Below are 14,270 nucleotides of genomic sequence, written 5' to 3'. Positions count from 1 at the left end.
ATGCCATGGACCGCCGCCAGGCCGCCCCCATGACCCGACGCGACATGCTGGCCGGAACTTTCCGGGCAGCGTGTGGTGCCGGCTTGGTGGCGGCCTTGCTGGCGGTACCGGCGCGGCGTCGGGCCGAAGCGGTCGCCTTGCGGCCGCCCGGCGCCATCGCCGATGCCGATTTCCTGTCGGCTTGCGTCCGCTGCGGCTTATGTGTGCGCGATTGCCCTTATGACACCTTGAAATTGTCCGAAGCCGGCGACGGTCCGCCGATCGGCACGCCGTTCTTCACCGCCCGCACGGTGCCGTGCGAGATGTGCGAGACCATTCCGTGCGTCGTCGCCTGTCCGACCGGGGCGTTGGACAAGTCGCTGACCGACATCACCAAGGCCCATATGGGGGTCGCGGTGCTGGTCGGCCAGGAAACCTGCCTGAACTATCTGGGATTGCGCTGCGACGTCTGCTATCGCGTCTGCCCGATGATCGACCAAGCGATCACGCTGGAACGTCATCACAACGAACGCACCGGTAAGCACGCGGTGTTCATCCCCACCGTCCATACCGACAAATGTACCGGCTGCGGCAAGTGCGAGAAAGCCTGCGTGCTCGACGAAGCCGCCATCAAGGTGTTGCCGCCTGCCTTGGCCGTGGGCCAGCTTGGCGCTCATTACCGTCTGGGATGGGAAGAAAAGCGCAAGGCCGGCAAGGCGCTGATCGACGACATCATCGACTTGCCCGACCGCATGCCCGAGGCTCCGGCTGCGCCCGGTCCCGAACGTTTGCCCGGCGGCGGCTTCAAGGAATTCAAGCCATGACGCCGCAAGCCGCCAATGCCGGTCGCGACAAGACCTGCCCCGGTGCCGACCGCATGGCCCGTGACGGCTGGCTGGCGGCGCATAAATGGCTGATCCTGCGCCGTCTCAGCCAGTCTGTTTTCCTTGCCGTGTTCCTGACCGGCCCGCTATGGGGCGTCTGGATCACCAAGGGGACCTTGGCCGCCAGCATGACCTTGGGGGTGTTGCCGCTGACCGATCCGCTGATGGCGCTGCAATCCCTGCTGGCCGGCCATGTGATGGAAGTCAGCGGGCTGATTGGCGCGGCTCTGGTCGTTGGCGTCTACGCCTTGGTTGGCGGACGCAGCTATTGCGGCTGGGTGTGCCCGGTCAACGTGCTGACCGATTTCGCCGCCTGGGTGCGGACCCGGCTGGGCTGGAAAGACGCCTATCCGTTGGATCGCCGTCTGCGTCTGCTGATCCTGGCCGGCGTTCTGGCCGCGTCGGCGGTCACCGGCACCATCGCTTGGGAAGCGGTCAATCCGGTCACCATGTTGCATCGCGGCTTGGTCACCGGCTCGCTGTTCACCTTCGGCGCCGCGTTGTCGGTCACCGTCGCCGTGCTGTTGTTCGATTTGGGCGTGGTGTCGCGTGGCTGGTGCGGTCATCTGTGCCCGGTCGGCGTCTTTTACGCCCTGATCGGCGCCAAGGGCTTGATCCGGGTTTCCGCCGTCAACCGCGCGGCTTGCGATAATTGCATGGATTGTTTCGCCGTCTGCCCCGAACGCCAGGTCATCACCCCGGCGTTGCGCGGGGCCAAGAATGGCGTCGGGCCGATCATCTTGTCGCGCGATTGCAGTAATTGCGGGCGCTGCATCGATGTCTGCGCCAAGGACGTCTTCATCTTTTCCACTCGTTTCCACGACGGCGCGGGCGTGGCCGCCCGAGAACCGCGTGACCACGTTCTGCAAGGGGAGAAAAAGCTGTGAAACACAAGATCATGGCCATGGCCGTCGCCTTGGGGCTTGCCCTGGGATCGGCAATCGGGATGGGCGGCGGCGCGCTGGCCGCCGAAGTCAAGGCCCTGCGCGATAATCCGATCAATGCCGACGACAAGGCGCCGCCCACCTATAAGGTTCAAGACGGCGTCAAGCACGAGCGGGCTTATCGTCAGCAGCCGCCGCTGGTGCCGCACGACACCTCGAAATACGAGATCGACCTTAAGGTCAATCAGTGCCTGCGCTGCCACGAATGGCCGTATTCCGACCAGGAAAAAGCGCCGAAGATTTCCGATCTGCATTACATCGACCGCAATGGCGTGCGTCAGGACACAGTGAACGGCAATCGTTATGTGTGCACCCAGTGCCACGTGCCGCAAGTGGATGCCAAGCCGCTGGTGGAAAACGAGTTCAAGCCCGCCGTCACCGGCCGGTGAGGAAAGGATCCTGGCCATGACCAACGAAAACGAATCCGGCAAGCAGCCCAGCCTGTTGTGTCAGGCCTGGGGCTTGCTGCGGCGGCCGACGGCGCGGTGGTCGCTCGGCGCCATCTTGGTGGTCGGCTTCACCACCGGCATCATGTTCTGGGGCGGCTTCAACTGGGCGATGGAGATGACCAATACCGAGGCGTTCTGCATCTCGTGCCACGAGATGGAAGCCAACGTCTATCGGGAATATCGGGGAACCATCCACGACCAGAATCGCTCGGGCGTGCGCGCCACCTGCCCGGATTGCCATGTGCCCAAGCCGTGGTTCTATAAGATCAAGCGCAAGATGCAGGCATCGAACGAAGTCTTGCACAAGCTTTTGGGCAGCATCGACACGCGGGAGAAATTTGAGGGCAAGCGTCTGGAACTGGCCAAGCATGTCTGGACGGCGATGAAGGAAACCGATTCGCGCGAATGCCGCAATTGTCACACCTTCTCGGCCTTTGACCTGTCCCGTCAGCAAAAGCGGGCCCAGGTTCGCCACGACGAGGCGATGGAAGAGGGCAAGACCTGCATCGATTGCCATAAGGGGGTGGCCCATAAACTGCCCCAAGGCGCCTTTAATGCCGAGCGCGAGTTGAACGAAACCTGGAATGCGGTTCACCGCAAATAGTCCCCAGGGACGGGGAATGCCGAAACTGAAACGGCCCGTTCCGACTGGAACGGGCCGCTTTTTCATGGGCCGGATTTATTGGGCCGGGGCGATGGTGACGCGCAATTCCGGCAATCCGGCGACGCTGCCGACCAGTTCGTCGCCGGGGCGGACCGGCGATACCCCTTCCGGCGTGCCGGTGTAGATCAGGTCGCCCAGTCCCAGATGGTAGTATTGCGACAGATGGGCGATGACTTCCGGCACCGACCAGATCATATCGGCGATATCACCGCGTTGGCGCACCTCGCCGTTGATGGTCAGGGTGATGGCCCCGCTCAGCATGGGCTGCGATGACCGGGTCAGCGGCGTGATCGGGGCGGAAAACTCGAACGATTTGCCCAAATCCCACGGCCGCCCCTTGTCCTTGGCGGCGTTTTGCAGGTCGCGGCGAGTCATGTCCAGGCCGACGGCATGGCCGAACACCGCCTTGGCGGCGGTGGCGGCGCTGGCCTGAAAGACATCGGCGCCGACGGCGACCACCAGCTCGATTTCATGATGCAGGTTGGCGGTCCCCGGAGCGTAGGGGATGGCGCCGCCGCCGGGAACCAGACAATCAGGGCTTTTGCCGAAATAAAACGGCGGCTCGCGGTTGGGGTCTGACCCCATCTCGCGGGCGTGACCGGCATAGTTGCGGCCGACGCAGAACACCCGACGGACTGGATAGACTGCGTCTTCTCCGACAATCGGAACGGCGGGCTGGGGCAGGGTGAACAGGGCGGCGCTCATGATCTTCTCCGCGGAAAAACAGGGACGTGCAGCATGACTCCTTCGTATGGCTTGGACAATCTCTCTTGACACAGAGGGCGTGGTGGAAATCATGGAGCCACTGAAATTAGGAACGCCTCAAAAATAAAAGAGGGCGTCCAGGGAGGAGAATGATCGTGCGCTTCCAACTGGGGGACTATGTCCCATATCTCGTAAACCGTGCAGGTGTTTCCATATCAAATACTTTTTCGCGAGAACTTGAGCGTTTTGGCATCACCCTTCCCATGTGGCGGGTGATGGCGGCGCTGCTGGATGAAGGGGAGCAGCGCCTGGGCGACCTGTCGCGGCTGACCGCCATTGAATTGTCGACCCTGTCGCGCATTACCGCCGCCATGGACCGTTCCGGTCTGCTGGTGCGGCGCCGCTCGGGCGAGGATGCCCGCGCCGTGCTCATCGACTTGTCCAAGGAAGGTCGCCGCACGGCCGAGGCCATTGTTCCGCGCGCTTTGCATTGGGAAAGCGCCGCCATCGCCGGCATGAGCGAGGACGAGGTTCGGACGCTCAAGGGATTGTTGCAGCGCTTGTACGGCAATGTGGAAGGCCGGGAAGCGGTCGTTCGCTGATGTCGGTGACGATGGTTGCGACAGCCCGGCTGGAAACCCGTTGGATTGGCGACAGGCCGGCCGGGCGGCCGGTGCTGGTGTTTCTGCACGAAGGATTGGGGTGCATGGCGCAATGGCGGGATTTTCCCGACCGCGTCGCCGCCGCCGTGGGGTTGCCGGCCTTGGTCTATTCACGCCTCGGCTATGGCGGTTCCGACCCGGTGGCCTTGCCGCGCCCTGTCGATTACCTGAACCGCGAAGGTGAAATCCATTTGCCGGCCTTGCTGGATCAGGCCGGCATCGATCAGGCCATTCTGATCGGTCATTCCGATGGTGCCACCATCGCCCTGGTTGCCGCCGGCAGTGACGGCGATCGTCGCGTTCTCGGCGTGGTGGCCATGGCGCCGCATTCCTTCGTCGAGGACATGTGCCTGCAAGCCATCGCCGCGGTCACCGATATCTACCGCGACACCGATCTGCGCCAGCGTCTGGCCCGTTATCACGGCGACAATGTCGATTGCGCCTTTTGGGGCTGGAACAGCACATGGCTGGAGCCGGCCTTCAAACATTGGCATATCCGCTCGCATCTGGCGGCGATTTCGGTTCCGGTCCTGGTGATCCAAGGCGAGGATGACGAATATGCCACCTTGGCTCAGGTGGACATCATCCGCGACACCGTGCCCGCCGGGGCGCAATGTCTGGTTCTGCCGGCCTGCGGTCACACCCCGCAACGGGATCAGGCCGAGGCTGTGCTGGCCGCCATTGTCGGTTTTGTCAGCTTGGTGTCGCCAGTTTCAGGGTGAAGAAAAACGTCGTTCCCTGATCGGGGGCCGATGAGACCCAGATGCGGCCGCCGTGGTGCTCGACGATTTTCTTGCAGATCGCCAGACCGATCCCGGTGCCCTCATAGCGTTCGCGGCCGTGCAGGCGCTGGAAGATGCGGAAGATGCGATCAAAATATTGTGGGGCGATGCCGATGCCGTTGTCATGGATCACGCAGGTGACCTGATCGTCGTGGGACTCGACCGTCAGCTCGATTTCGGGAACGCGGTCGGGATGGCGGTATTTCAGGGCGTTGCTGATCAGATTGGTCAGCACGCGGCCAAGTTCGTCTTCGTCGCCCCAAACCTTGGGCAGGGCGGCGGGGAGGCTGAGGCGGGCTTGCGCCTCATTAAGGGCGACGGACAGATTGTGGTGAACATTGGCCACCACCTGCGACAGGGCGACGACGGCGAGCGGCCGCCCACTGGCGCCGGCGCGGGAATATTCCAGCAAATCAAGGATCAGACGATCCATGCGCACGGCGCCTTCACGGGCGAATTTCACATATTCCCGGGCTTCGGCCGACATGTCCTGGCCGAACTGCCGTTCCAGCAGGCCGACGAAGCTGCTGACCATGCGCAGGGGTTCGCGGAGATCGTGGCTGGCGACATAGGCGAATTGTTCCAACTCGGCATTGGATGCTTCCAGGCGTCTGGTCCGCTCGGCCAGCAGGGCTTCGGATTGTTTGCGCTCGACCGTGTCGCGGATGATGGCGCAGGTGTAATCCTGGCCGTCCATATGGAACAAATTCACCGATACTTCGGCCGAAATCAGTTGGCCCGCACTATCACGCAGGCTTGATTCAACTCGCAGACGTCCCGCCTTGCGCAATTCGGCCATGCGGTGATGCCAGTCCTCTTGCGGGTAGTTGGGGTCGATGTCGCCGACGTTTTTGCCAAGTAAGCTCTGATCGTCATAGGCCAGGCGATCATGAAGGGCTTTGTTGGCGAAAACGATCCGGCTTTGGTCGTTGGTCCACACCACCATGTCGGCACAATGATCGAGCGAGAACTGGGCCATGCGGCGGCGGCGTTCGCTTTCGCGCAGGCTGCTCAGGCGTTGTTCGTCCCGCGCCAAGTTGCGCAGCATCAGGGCGATCATCGCCGCCAGGACAACCGAGCCGAACATGGCGGCCAACAACAGGCGCAAGGCGTTGCTGCGCCATAACGTCAACAAGGTCGCAGAATCGATGGATACCGATAATTTCAGCCCATACGGGCGCAAGGTGCGAAAGGCGACGATTCGGCCGGCTTCGGCGTCGTGGTCGTACAGCAATCCGTTGTCGCGGGCATAGGGCTGGAATTCCGGCAAGCCGGCCAAGGTCACATCGGTTCCTTCCGGCGTCTGCGCCAAGATGCGGCCATCCAGCCGGGCCAAGGTCAGCCTGGCCCCCGGCAACGACTTCACCTGCAAGAACAATTCCTGGAAATACTGAGCCGACATGGCGGCAATGGTTATGCCGGCGACATTGCCGTTGGCATCGTGACGGAACCGACTGAACGGAATGATCGGAGTGCCGTCAAATGGCGCCGGGACGACATTGCCGATATGAAACGGCAGGTTCGATTCCCGGGCGGCGGCCATAACGGCATCGATGAAGGCGGCGTGGCGGGAAGAAGGAGCGTGCAAGGACGCAATGGTGTTGCCGTTTTCGTCAACCACAATCAACCCGAAGATCTGCGCTATTCCGATGGCGCGGTCGCGCATCACCCGTCGGGTTTCCGCCGGTGGCCGGTGGGTGGTGGTGGATAATTCGGCGGTGGTGAGTTCGACCACGGCATCCACCGCCATGACCGAACGATTGATTTCGCTGGCGAGAACGTCGGCGAGCAAATTGATGTTTCGCTCGGCCAAGGTGATGTTATGGCTGTACTGCCGCCAGATCTCATAGCCGGTCATGGCTTGGACGGCGAGCATGAACAAAGCCCCCAAGGTGATGACGGACCTGACGCTGGCCGAGGGGCGAAGCCAGCTTTTGGAAAATACCGTCACCCTTTCCTCTCCCCCCGGAAATACCCTGGCGCCTTGACGCGTTCACATGGCGCACGGCCCACGAGGGGAGAGTTTAATACAAGGATTGTCCGCGCCAAGCGCAAATCACGCGGCACTGACGCCCCGTGCCGCCGCCCGAGCGGCCAGGGGGGCGCCGTCGTCATGGATGGAGGTGGCTTCCTCGGGATAGGCGGTAATCTGGTGGATGGCCAGATCGGCCCCCATGAATTCGTCTTCGTCGGATAAGCGAATGCCGATGGTGGCGCGCAGACTGCCGTAGACCGTCAAGCCCCCCAGCAGGCCGATGCCGGCGCCGGTCAGGCTGCCGACGATTTGGGCGCCAGGGTGGATGCCCCCCAGGCCACCCAAAGCCTCGAGGCCGAAAACCCCGCAGGCGATGCCTCCCAGGAAGCCGCACAGGCCATGCAGGGACCACACGCCCAAGACGTCATCGATCTTCCACTTGTCCTGGCACTGTTCGAACGCCCAGACGAACAGGGCGCCGGCGAGGCCGCCGGTGATCAGGGCGCCAACGGGATGCATGATGTCGGAGCCGGCGCAGACCGCCACCAAACCGGCCAAGGCGCCGTTATGGACGAAGCCGGGATCGTTGCGGCCGACGATCAGGCTGCTGACGATGCCGCCGACCATGGCCATCAGCGAATTCATCGCCACCAGACCGGAAATGCCATCAATGGCTTGGGCGCTCATGACGTTGAAGCCGAACCAGCCGACACACAGCACCCACGACCCCAAGGCCAGGAACGGGATATTCGACGGCGGAATGGCGATGACCCGGCCATTCTTGCGATAGCGGCCGCGGCGGGCGCCCAGCATCAGCACGGCCCCCAGGGCGACCCAACCGCCCAAGGCGTGGACGACAACCGAACCGGCGAAATCGTGGAAGGGAACGCCGAACAGGCCGGTGATGGCGTCTTGGAAGCCCAGGCGGGTGCCCCACACCATGCCCTCGGTGATGGGATAGACCAATCCGACCAGGATCGAGGTGGCGATCAATTGCGGCCAGAATTTGGCGCGTTCGGCAATGCCGCCGGAAATGATCGCGGGAATGGCGGCGGCGAAGGTGGCCAGGAAGAAGAATTTGACCAGATCATAGCCATTGCGGGCAAAGGCGGCGCCTTCGGTCTTTCCCACCAATTCGGCCGCCGGGTGCAGGAAGCTGATGCCATAGGCAACGCCATAGCCGACGAAGAAATAGACGATGGTCGAAACGGCGAAGTCAGTGAGAATCTTTACCAGGGCGTTGACTTGGTTCTTTTTTCGAACCGTTCCAACTTCGAGAAAGGCAAAACCGGCATGCATGGCCAACACCATGATGGCGCCCAAAAGAATGAACAGTACATCTGCCCCGGTACGCGTAACATCCATTTGCCTGCGCTCCTCGCCCTGACCTCAAATCAACTGGGTGATGGGGCACCATCAATAACCGTGCCAAAGGTGCAGCTTTAACAAATGCAAGTAATATCAATTCATTAACCAGATGCGTAAAAAACAGACATTGGTGATGTGGTTAAAAAATATGCAAATGTGTGGCGAAATAGCGTGAAAAATAGACAGAGCGGTGTGGGTGTGGGTGCTGGGTTCAATATTTAGCCTAAGATGTGATCAATTTGCGGCTGTGCCTTATTATTGGGCTTTTACTTTTGCTGAAGCCGAATACCAAAAAGCCGACGCCGCCTGGTTAAGGGCGGCGTCGGCTTTTTGGTAAAACATCCTTCAACGAGGTGGCGCGAGTGACGGGACTCGAACCCGCGACCTCCGGCGTGACAGGCCGGCGCTCTAACCAACTGAGCTACACCCGCAACCTCGTGAGGGACGGGTATATAACAGGGGGGTTTCGGGTGGGCAAGAGGATATTTTGGTTTCGGCGTATTTTTTATGGTCGGCGGCGATGGGGGGACGCTATGCTTTGGCTCTGGAATGAGGTGAAAAATGGCGGAAATCGTCAATTTAAACCGCTGGCGTAAGGCCAAGACGCGGGACGAGAAAAATAAGCAGGCCGAGGCAAATCGCGCAGCCTTTGGTCGGACCAAGGCGGAAAAGCAGGCGGCAGGCAAAGAGGCGGAGCGGCAAAAAACCGATCTGGACGGCAAAAAGCTGGATGATTGATCCGGGGGGCTAACCCGCTGGCGCGCTGAAGGCGGTATCCACCGCCCTCCGCTTTGGCGCCAAGGTTGGGGGAATTGATGTTTTCCCCAACCTGTCAGGGGTTCCGCTGCGCCGGTCCGAACGCCCGCAGGAAAACGGCGAGCGTCCGATCAAGATGGGCTTTCTTTTCTTCGGCGGTCAAGCTGACCGGCACGCCGCAGAGCAGCCGCATGCGGTATTGCTGGAGAACCATTTCGATAAAGATATTAGAGGCCACACGCGGCTCGCTGATATCCAGCAAGCCGCGGGCGGTTTGTCGCCGCAGGTAACCGTCAACTTTGCTGTGGATCACTTCGACGCCGGTGGCGAACAAGGTGCGGCCCAATTCGGGAAACTGGCTGGCTTCGGCGATGATCTGGCGCAGCAGGGCAATGCTGTCCTTGGACAAGACGATGTCGAAGATGGCTTCGGCAAAGCGCCGCAAGGCCTGGGCCGGGGGCAGGTCGGCCATCTCGGCCTGTTCCAGCGATTCGGCGATCTGGACGCACTGGCCGGCGATGACCGCTCGAAACAGCCCCTCCTTGCCCTCGAACAGATCGTAGAGCGTCGCCAACGATCCGCCCGAGCATTTGACCACCTCGGCCAAGGTGGTGGCGCCATAGCCGCGTTCAAGAAACAAACGGTGGGCTGCTTCCAGCATGGCGACCCGCCGTTTGTCGCGCCGCGAGGTGCAGGGTTCGTCGCGCATGCAGGCCCCCACCGCGCTAAATTTCACCGGCTTCGACCTGGGTGAGTTCATGCGGAAGCTTTTGCGTGCGTTTGCGGAACAGGTGCAGCACGCTGACAAAGAACAGCGGCACAAAGAAAATGCCCAAGACGGTGGCGGCAATCATGCCGCCCATGACGCCGACGCCGATGGCGTTCTGGCTGCCCGAGCCGGCGCCGTCGGCCATGGCCAGCGGCAGGACGCCCAAGATAAAGGCCAGCGAGGTCATCAGGATTGGCCGCAGGCGTTGACGGGCGGCTTCGATGGCGGCCTCGGCCAAAGACATGCCTTGTTCGTGCAGCGCCTTGGCGAATTCGACGATCAAGATGGCGTTCTTGGCCGACAGGCCGACGGTGGTCAACAGGCCGACCTGGAAATAAACGTCGTTGGGCAAGAAGCGGATCATCGCCGCCAGCACCGCGCCCAAGATGCCCAGGGGCACCGCCAGCATCACCGAGAACGGAATCGACCAGCTTTCATACAGCGCCGCCAGACAGAGGAACACCACCAGCAGGGAAATGGCGTAAAGGGCGGGGGCTTGGGACCCGGACAGCCGTTCCTCGTAGGACAGGCCGCTCCACTCATAGCCGATGCCGGCGGGCAGTTTGGCGGCGATCTCTTCCATTACCGCCATCGCCTCGCCCGAGCTGCGGCCTGGGGCCGGCTGGCCCAGGATCGACCGCGACGAAATGCCGTTATAGCGTTCCAGACGGGGCGAGCCATAGGTCCAGGTCGAGCTGGAGAAGGACGAGAACGGCACCATTTCGCCGGCGGTATTGCGCACGTACCAGCGGTCGATATCGGTGGGCAACATGCGGAAGGGGGCGTCGGCCTGGAGATAGACCTTCTTGACCCGGCCGTTGTCGATGAAGTCGTTGACGTAGGAACCACCCCACGCCGCCGACAAGGTGGTGTTGATGTCGGCCAGCGACAGCCCCAGGGCGCTGGCCTTGTGGCGGTCGATGTCGATGCGGAATTGCGGCGTGTCATCCAGGCCGTTGGGGCGGACGCCGACAAGCACCGGGCTTTGCGCCGCCATGCCCAGCAATTGGTTGCGGGCCTGCAACAAGGCCTCGTGGCCCAAGCCGCCGCGATCAAGTAATTGGAAGTCAAAGCCCGAGGCGTTGCCCAGCTCGATCACCGATGGCGGGGTAAAGGCGAAGACCAGCGCGTCCTTGATGCCGGAAAATGCCCCCATGGCGCGCCTTGCGATGGCCCCGACCTTTTTGTCGGGGCTGTGGCGCAGATCCCAATCCCGCAGGTTGACGAAGGCCATGGCCGAGTTCTGGCCGCGGCCGCTGAAGCTGAAGCCAACCACCGTGAACAGGCCGTTGACGGAGTCCTTTTCCTTTTCCAGGAAGTGCTGTTCGACCTGCTTGACCACTTCCAAGGTGCGTTCGGTGGTGGCGCCGGGCGGGGTCGAGACCTGGGCGAACATGATGCCTTGGTCTTCCTCGGGCAGGAAGGCGGTGGGCAGGCGGGTGAACAACACGCCCAAGGCGATCAGCAACAGGGCGAACATCAGGAAAAACCGCTTCTTGCGGCCCAAGATGCCGCGCACGCCGTTGCGATAGGTGTTGCTGCCGCGCTCGAAATTGCGGTTGAACCAGCCGAAAAAGCCGGTCTTGTGATAATCCCCGGCGTGGACGGGCTTTAGCAATGTCGCGCACAGGGCCGGGGTCAGAACCAAGGCGACCAGCACCGACAAGGCCATGGCCGAGACCAAGGTGATGGAAAACTGGCGATAGATGACGCCGACAGAGCCGCCGAAAAAGGCCATGGGAATGAACACCGCCGACAGCACCAAGCCGATGCCGACCAAGGCGCCGGTGATCTGGTTCATGGAACGGCGGGTGGCTTCGCGTGGGGGTAATCCATCCTCGCTCATGACGCGTTCGACGTTTTCGACGACGACGATGGCGTCATCGACCAGCAATCCGATGGCCAGCACCAAGCCGAACATGGTCAAGGTGTTGATGGAAAAGCCAAAGGCGGACAGCACGCCAAAGGTGCCCAGCAACACCACCGGCACGGCGATGGTGGGGATAAGGGTGGCGCGGAAGTTTTGCAAGAACAGGTACATCACCAGGAAGACCAGGACGATGGCCTCGACCAGGGTCTTGACCACTTCCTTGATCGACAGCTTGACGAAGGGAGTGGTGTCATAGGGGTAATGCACTTCCATCCCCTGGGGGAAGAAGGGCTGCAACTGGGCCAGACGGGCGCGCACCGCATCGGCGGTATTGAGGGCGTTGGCGCCGGCGGCCAGCTTGATGGCCAGACCCGACGCCGCCTTGCCGTTGTAGCGGCTGACGATGTCATAGTTTTCCGCCCCCAATTCGATGCGGGCGACGTCGGACAACCGCAACAGCGATCCGTCCGAATTGACGCGCACCAAGATCTCACCGAATTGGCTGGTGGATTGCAGGCGGGTCTGGGCGATGATGGTCGCGTTGATCTGCTGGCCAGGCACCGCCGGGGCTCCCCCCAGCTGACCGGCCGAGACTTCGGCGTTCTGGGCGGTGATCGCCTTGACCACGTCGCTGGTGGTCAGGCCGTAACTGGTCAGTTTGTTGGGGTCAAGCCAGACGCGCATGGAATGCTGCTGGCCGAACAAGGTGACTTCGCCGACGCCGCCGACCCGGCTGATGGAATCTTGAATGTTCGAGGCGACGAAATCCGAGATGTCGTATTGGCTGAGGCTGCCGTCGCCGGAAACAAAGGCGATGACCATCAGAAAGCTTTTGACCGCCTTGGTCACGGTGACGCCGCGTTGCTGCACCTCTTGCGGCAACAGCGGCATGGCCAGTTGCAGCTTGTTTTGCACCTGCACCTGGGCGATGTCGGGGTTGGTGCCGGCATCAAAGGTCAAGGTGACGGTGACGGTGCCCGTCGAATCGCTGGTGGACGATAGATAGCGCAGGCCGTCGATGCCGTTCATCTTTTGCTCGATGACCTGGGTCACCGTGTTTTCCAGCGTCTTGGCCGAGGCGCCGGGATAGCTGGCGTTGATCGACACCGCTGGCGGCGCGATGCTGGGGTACTGAGAGATGGGCAGCTTGAGGATGGCCAGGGCGCCGGCCATCATGATGATGATGGCGATGACCCAGGCGAAAACCGGGCGGTCGATGAAAAAGCGCGACATGGCTGTTCCTTACTTCGCGACGGCGGCGGCGGCCGGTTGGGCCGGGACGGCACGAACGCTGATGCCGGGCTTGATCTTTTGCAAACCTTGGACGACGACCTGCTCGCCGGGCTGCAAGCCGGCGGTCACCAGCCATTTGTCACCCAGGGCCTGGGGGGCGGTGACCGGGCGCGGAGCAACCTTGTTTTCGCCATCGACCACCCAAACCAGGGCGCTGCCATCGGGGCGGCGGGTCAAGGCTTGTTGCGGCACCAGCAGCGCGTCATCCTTGACCGCTTGATCGATGGTGGCGCGCACGAACAGGCCGGGCAGCAATTCGTTGCGCGGATTGGGGAACACGGCGCGCAGCCGGACCGAACCGGTGCTGGGATCGACGGTAACTTCCGAGAATTGCAGCTTGCCCGGCTCGGAATAGATTTGGCCGCCATCCAGCTTCAGCGCGACCGGAGCCTGGGTGTCGTCGGCGCCGTGCAACTTGCCGTCGGCGATGTCGCGCCGCAGGCGCATGAGATCGGCGCTGGATTGGGTGACGTCCACATAAATGGGATCAAGCTGGGTCACCGTCGCCAATGACGCCGTCTGTCCGGCGGTGACCAAGGCCCCCTCGGTGACCACCGAGCCGCCGATGCGGCCGGCGATGGGCGACAGCACCTTGGTGTAATCCAGATTGATGCGGGCCGATTCGACCGCCGCCTTGGCGATGCCGACCTGGGCTGCCGCCTGTTCGTTGGCGGCGACGACGTCTTCAAAGGATTGCCGGCTGACCACGTCGCGGTTGACCAGTTCGCTATAGCGTCCGGCCTTGGTCCGCGCCGCCCTGGCTGTGGCTTCGGCCTTGTTCAGCTCGGCTCGGGCGCTTTGCAGGGCGGCCGCATAGGGGGCGGGGTCGATCTGATAAAGTTGCTGTCCGGCCTTGACCTCGCCGCCTTCGACGAACAGGCGCTTTTGAATGATGCCGCTGACTTGCGGCCGCACTTCGGCGACGCGGAACGCCGCGGTCCGTCCCGGCAATTCGGTGCTGACCGCCATGCGTTGCGGCTGCACCGACACCACGCTGACTTCCGGCGGCGGCGGCGCCGTTGGGGCTGCCGCCGATTTGTCGTCGCAGGCCGCAAGGACAGCCGTCAGCGCCACGAAGGTGGCTGCGCGAAGAAGGGCGAATTGCTTGGGCATGGTGTTCCTCTTGCGGATAAGACGCATCGGCGATTAAGCGTAATGTCCATTACATTA

At 62.2% G+C, this 14,270-nt stretch carries 13 protein-coding genes and 1 tRNA gene; 7 read left to right on the top strand and 7 right to left on the bottom strand.

Annotated features, from left to right (window positions below; genetic code table 11):
- Positions 1-5: 5 nt before the first annotated feature.
- From napG to KEC16_RS10990, 4 genes are read left to right on the top strand one after another with little or no spacing between them, the layout of a single operon-like run.
- Positions 6-803: a ferredoxin-type protein NapG gene (gene napG, locus KEC16_RS11005; RefSeq protein WP_211548794.1), complete on the top strand. Its 798-nt coding sequence runs from the start codon at positions 6-8 to the stop codon at positions 801-803.
- Positions 800-1,750, top strand: a complete 951-nt coding sequence (gene napH / locus KEC16_RS11000) for a quinol dehydrogenase ferredoxin subunit NapH (protein ID WP_211548792.1) — start codon at positions 800-802, stop codon at positions 1,748-1,750. The genes napG and napH overlap by 4 nt, the downstream gene beginning before the upstream one ends.
- Positions 1,747-2,196 carry a nitrate reductase cytochrome c-type subunit gene (locus KEC16_RS10995; RefSeq protein ID WP_211548790.1) on the top strand — a complete coding sequence of 150 codons (450 nt, stop codon included), beginning with the start codon at positions 1,747-1,749 and terminating at the stop codon, positions 2,194-2,196. Before napH ends, KEC16_RS10995 begins: the two co-directional genes overlap by 4 nt.
- Positions 2,197-2,212: 16 nt before the next feature.
- Complete coding sequence (locus KEC16_RS10990) at positions 2,213-2,860, top strand: NapC/NirT family cytochrome c (protein WP_211548788.1); 648 nt, start codon at positions 2,213-2,215, stop codon at positions 2,858-2,860.
- Positions 2,861-2,935: 75 nt separating this feature from the next.
- Here KEC16_RS10990 and KEC16_RS10985 read toward each other — a convergent pair whose 3' ends face one another.
- Positions 2,936-3,625, bottom strand: a complete 690-nt coding sequence (locus KEC16_RS10985; protein WP_211548786.1) for a fumarylacetoacetate hydrolase family protein — start codon at positions 3,623-3,625, stop codon at positions 2,936-2,938.
- Between the two features lie 149 nt (positions 3,626-3,774).
- On the opposite strand from KEC16_RS10985, the gene KEC16_RS10980 reads away from it, so the two are divergent.
- On the top strand, positions 3,775-4,227 hold the full coding sequence (locus tag KEC16_RS10980) for a MarR family winged helix-turn-helix transcriptional regulator (protein ID WP_283091910.1): 453 nt from the start codon (positions 3,775-3,777) through the stop codon (positions 4,225-4,227).
- An 11-nt stretch (positions 4,228-4,238) separates the two neighbouring features.
- On the top strand, positions 4,239-5,009 hold the full coding sequence (locus KEC16_RS10975; protein ID WP_249209099.1) for an alpha/beta fold hydrolase: 771 nt from the start codon (positions 4,239-4,241) through the stop codon (positions 5,007-5,009).
- Here the strand turns inward: KEC16_RS10975 and KEC16_RS20125 are convergent.
- The 3 genes from KEC16_RS20125 to KEC16_RS10960 form a co-directional block, all read right to left on the bottom strand.
- A complete protein-coding gene (locus KEC16_RS20125; protein ID WP_211548780.1) occupies positions 4,981-7,020 on the bottom strand; it encodes a sensor histidine kinase in 2,040 nt (679 codons plus the stop codon). The genes KEC16_RS10975 and KEC16_RS20125 overlap by 29 nt on opposite strands.
- Positions 7,021-7,125: 105 nt before the next feature.
- Positions 7,126-8,409 (bottom strand): ammonium transporter, encoded by a 1,284-nt coding sequence (locus KEC16_RS10965; protein ID WP_211548778.1) that lies wholly within the window; start codon positions 8,407-8,409, stop codon positions 7,126-7,128.
- A gap of 357 nt (positions 8,410-8,766) precedes the next feature.
- Positions 8,767-8,843, bottom strand: a tRNA-Asp gene (locus KEC16_RS10960).
- 130 nt (positions 8,844-8,973) lie between these two features.
- On the opposite strand from KEC16_RS10960, the gene KEC16_RS10955 reads away from it, so the two are divergent.
- Positions 8,974-9,150 carry a DUF4169 family protein gene (locus tag KEC16_RS10955; protein ID WP_211548776.1) on the top strand — a complete coding sequence of 59 codons (177 nt, stop codon included), beginning with the start codon at positions 8,974-8,976 and terminating at the stop codon, positions 9,148-9,150.
- Between the two features lie 94 nt (positions 9,151-9,244).
- Here KEC16_RS10955 and KEC16_RS10950 read toward each other — a convergent pair whose 3' ends face one another.
- Genes KEC16_RS10950 through KEC16_RS10940 form a run of 3 tightly spaced genes read right to left on the bottom strand, consistent with a single transcriptional unit; the run spans position 9,245 to position 14,213 of the window.
- A complete protein-coding gene (locus KEC16_RS10950) occupies positions 9,245-9,877 on the bottom strand; it encodes a TetR/AcrR family transcriptional regulator (protein WP_211548774.1) in 633 nt (210 codons plus the stop codon).
- A 16-nt stretch (positions 9,878-9,893) separates the two neighbouring features.
- A complete protein-coding gene (locus tag KEC16_RS10945; RefSeq protein WP_211548772.1) occupies positions 9,894-13,040 on the bottom strand; it encodes an efflux RND transporter permease subunit in 3,147 nt (1,048 codons plus the stop codon).
- A 9-nt stretch (positions 13,041-13,049) separates the two neighbouring features.
- Entirely contained in the window at positions 13,050-14,213 is a 1,164-nt protein-coding gene (locus KEC16_RS10940; RefSeq protein WP_211548770.1) for an efflux RND transporter periplasmic adaptor subunit, read from the bottom strand.
- Between the last annotated feature and the right edge of the window lie 57 nt (positions 14,214-14,270).

The organism is Magnetospirillum sulfuroxidans, from assembly GCF_018224925.1.
In the GTDB taxonomy this organism is placed as follows: domain Bacteria; phylum Pseudomonadota; class Alphaproteobacteria; order Rhodospirillales; family Magnetospirillaceae; genus Magnetospirillum; species Magnetospirillum sulfuroxidans.
The sequence above is the reverse complement of the archived record's forward strand: the minus strand, read 5'-3'. Positions and strand labels throughout refer to the sequence as shown.

Bases quoted from the DNA above. Each gene is read 5' to 3' on its own strand.
- KEC16_RS10940 (WP_211548770.1), bottom strand. From the start codon at position 14,213: ATGCCCAAGCAATTCGCCCTTCTTCGCGCAGCCACCTTCGTGGCGCTG.
- KEC16_RS10975 (WP_249209099.1), top strand. From the start codon at position 4,239: ATGGTTGCGACAGCCCGGCTGGAAACCCGTTGGATTGGCGACAGGCCG.
- napG (WP_211548794.1), top strand. From the start codon at position 6: ATGGACCGCCGCCAGGCCGCCCCCATGACCCGACGCGACATGCTGGCC.
- KEC16_RS10950 (WP_211548774.1), bottom strand. From the start codon at position 9,877: ATGCGCGACGAACCCTGCACCTCGCGGCGCGACAAACGGCGGGTCGCC.
- KEC16_RS10945 (WP_211548772.1), bottom strand. From the start codon at position 13,040: ATGTCGCGCTTTTTCATCGACCGCCCGGTTTTCGCCTGGGTCATCGCC.
- KEC16_RS10990 (WP_211548788.1), top strand. From the start codon at position 2,213: ATGACCAACGAAAACGAATCCGGCAAGCAGCCCAGCCTGTTGTGTCAG.
- KEC16_RS10985 (WP_211548786.1), bottom strand. From the start codon at position 3,625: ATGAGCGCCGCCCTGTTCACCCTGCCCCAGCCCGCCGTTCCGATTGTC.
- KEC16_RS10980 (WP_283091910.1), top strand. From the start codon at position 3,775: ATGATCGTGCGCTTCCAACTGGGGGACTATGTCCCATATCTCGTAAAC.
- KEC16_RS10955 (WP_211548776.1), top strand. From the start codon at position 8,974: ATGGCGGAAATCGTCAATTTAAACCGCTGGCGTAAGGCCAAGACGCGG.
- napH (WP_211548792.1), top strand. From the start codon at position 800: ATGACGCCGCAAGCCGCCAATGCCGGTCGCGACAAGACCTGCCCCGGT.
- KEC16_RS10965 (WP_211548778.1), bottom strand. From the start codon at position 8,409: ATGGATGTTACGCGTACCGGGGCAGATGTACTGTTCATTCTTTTGGGC.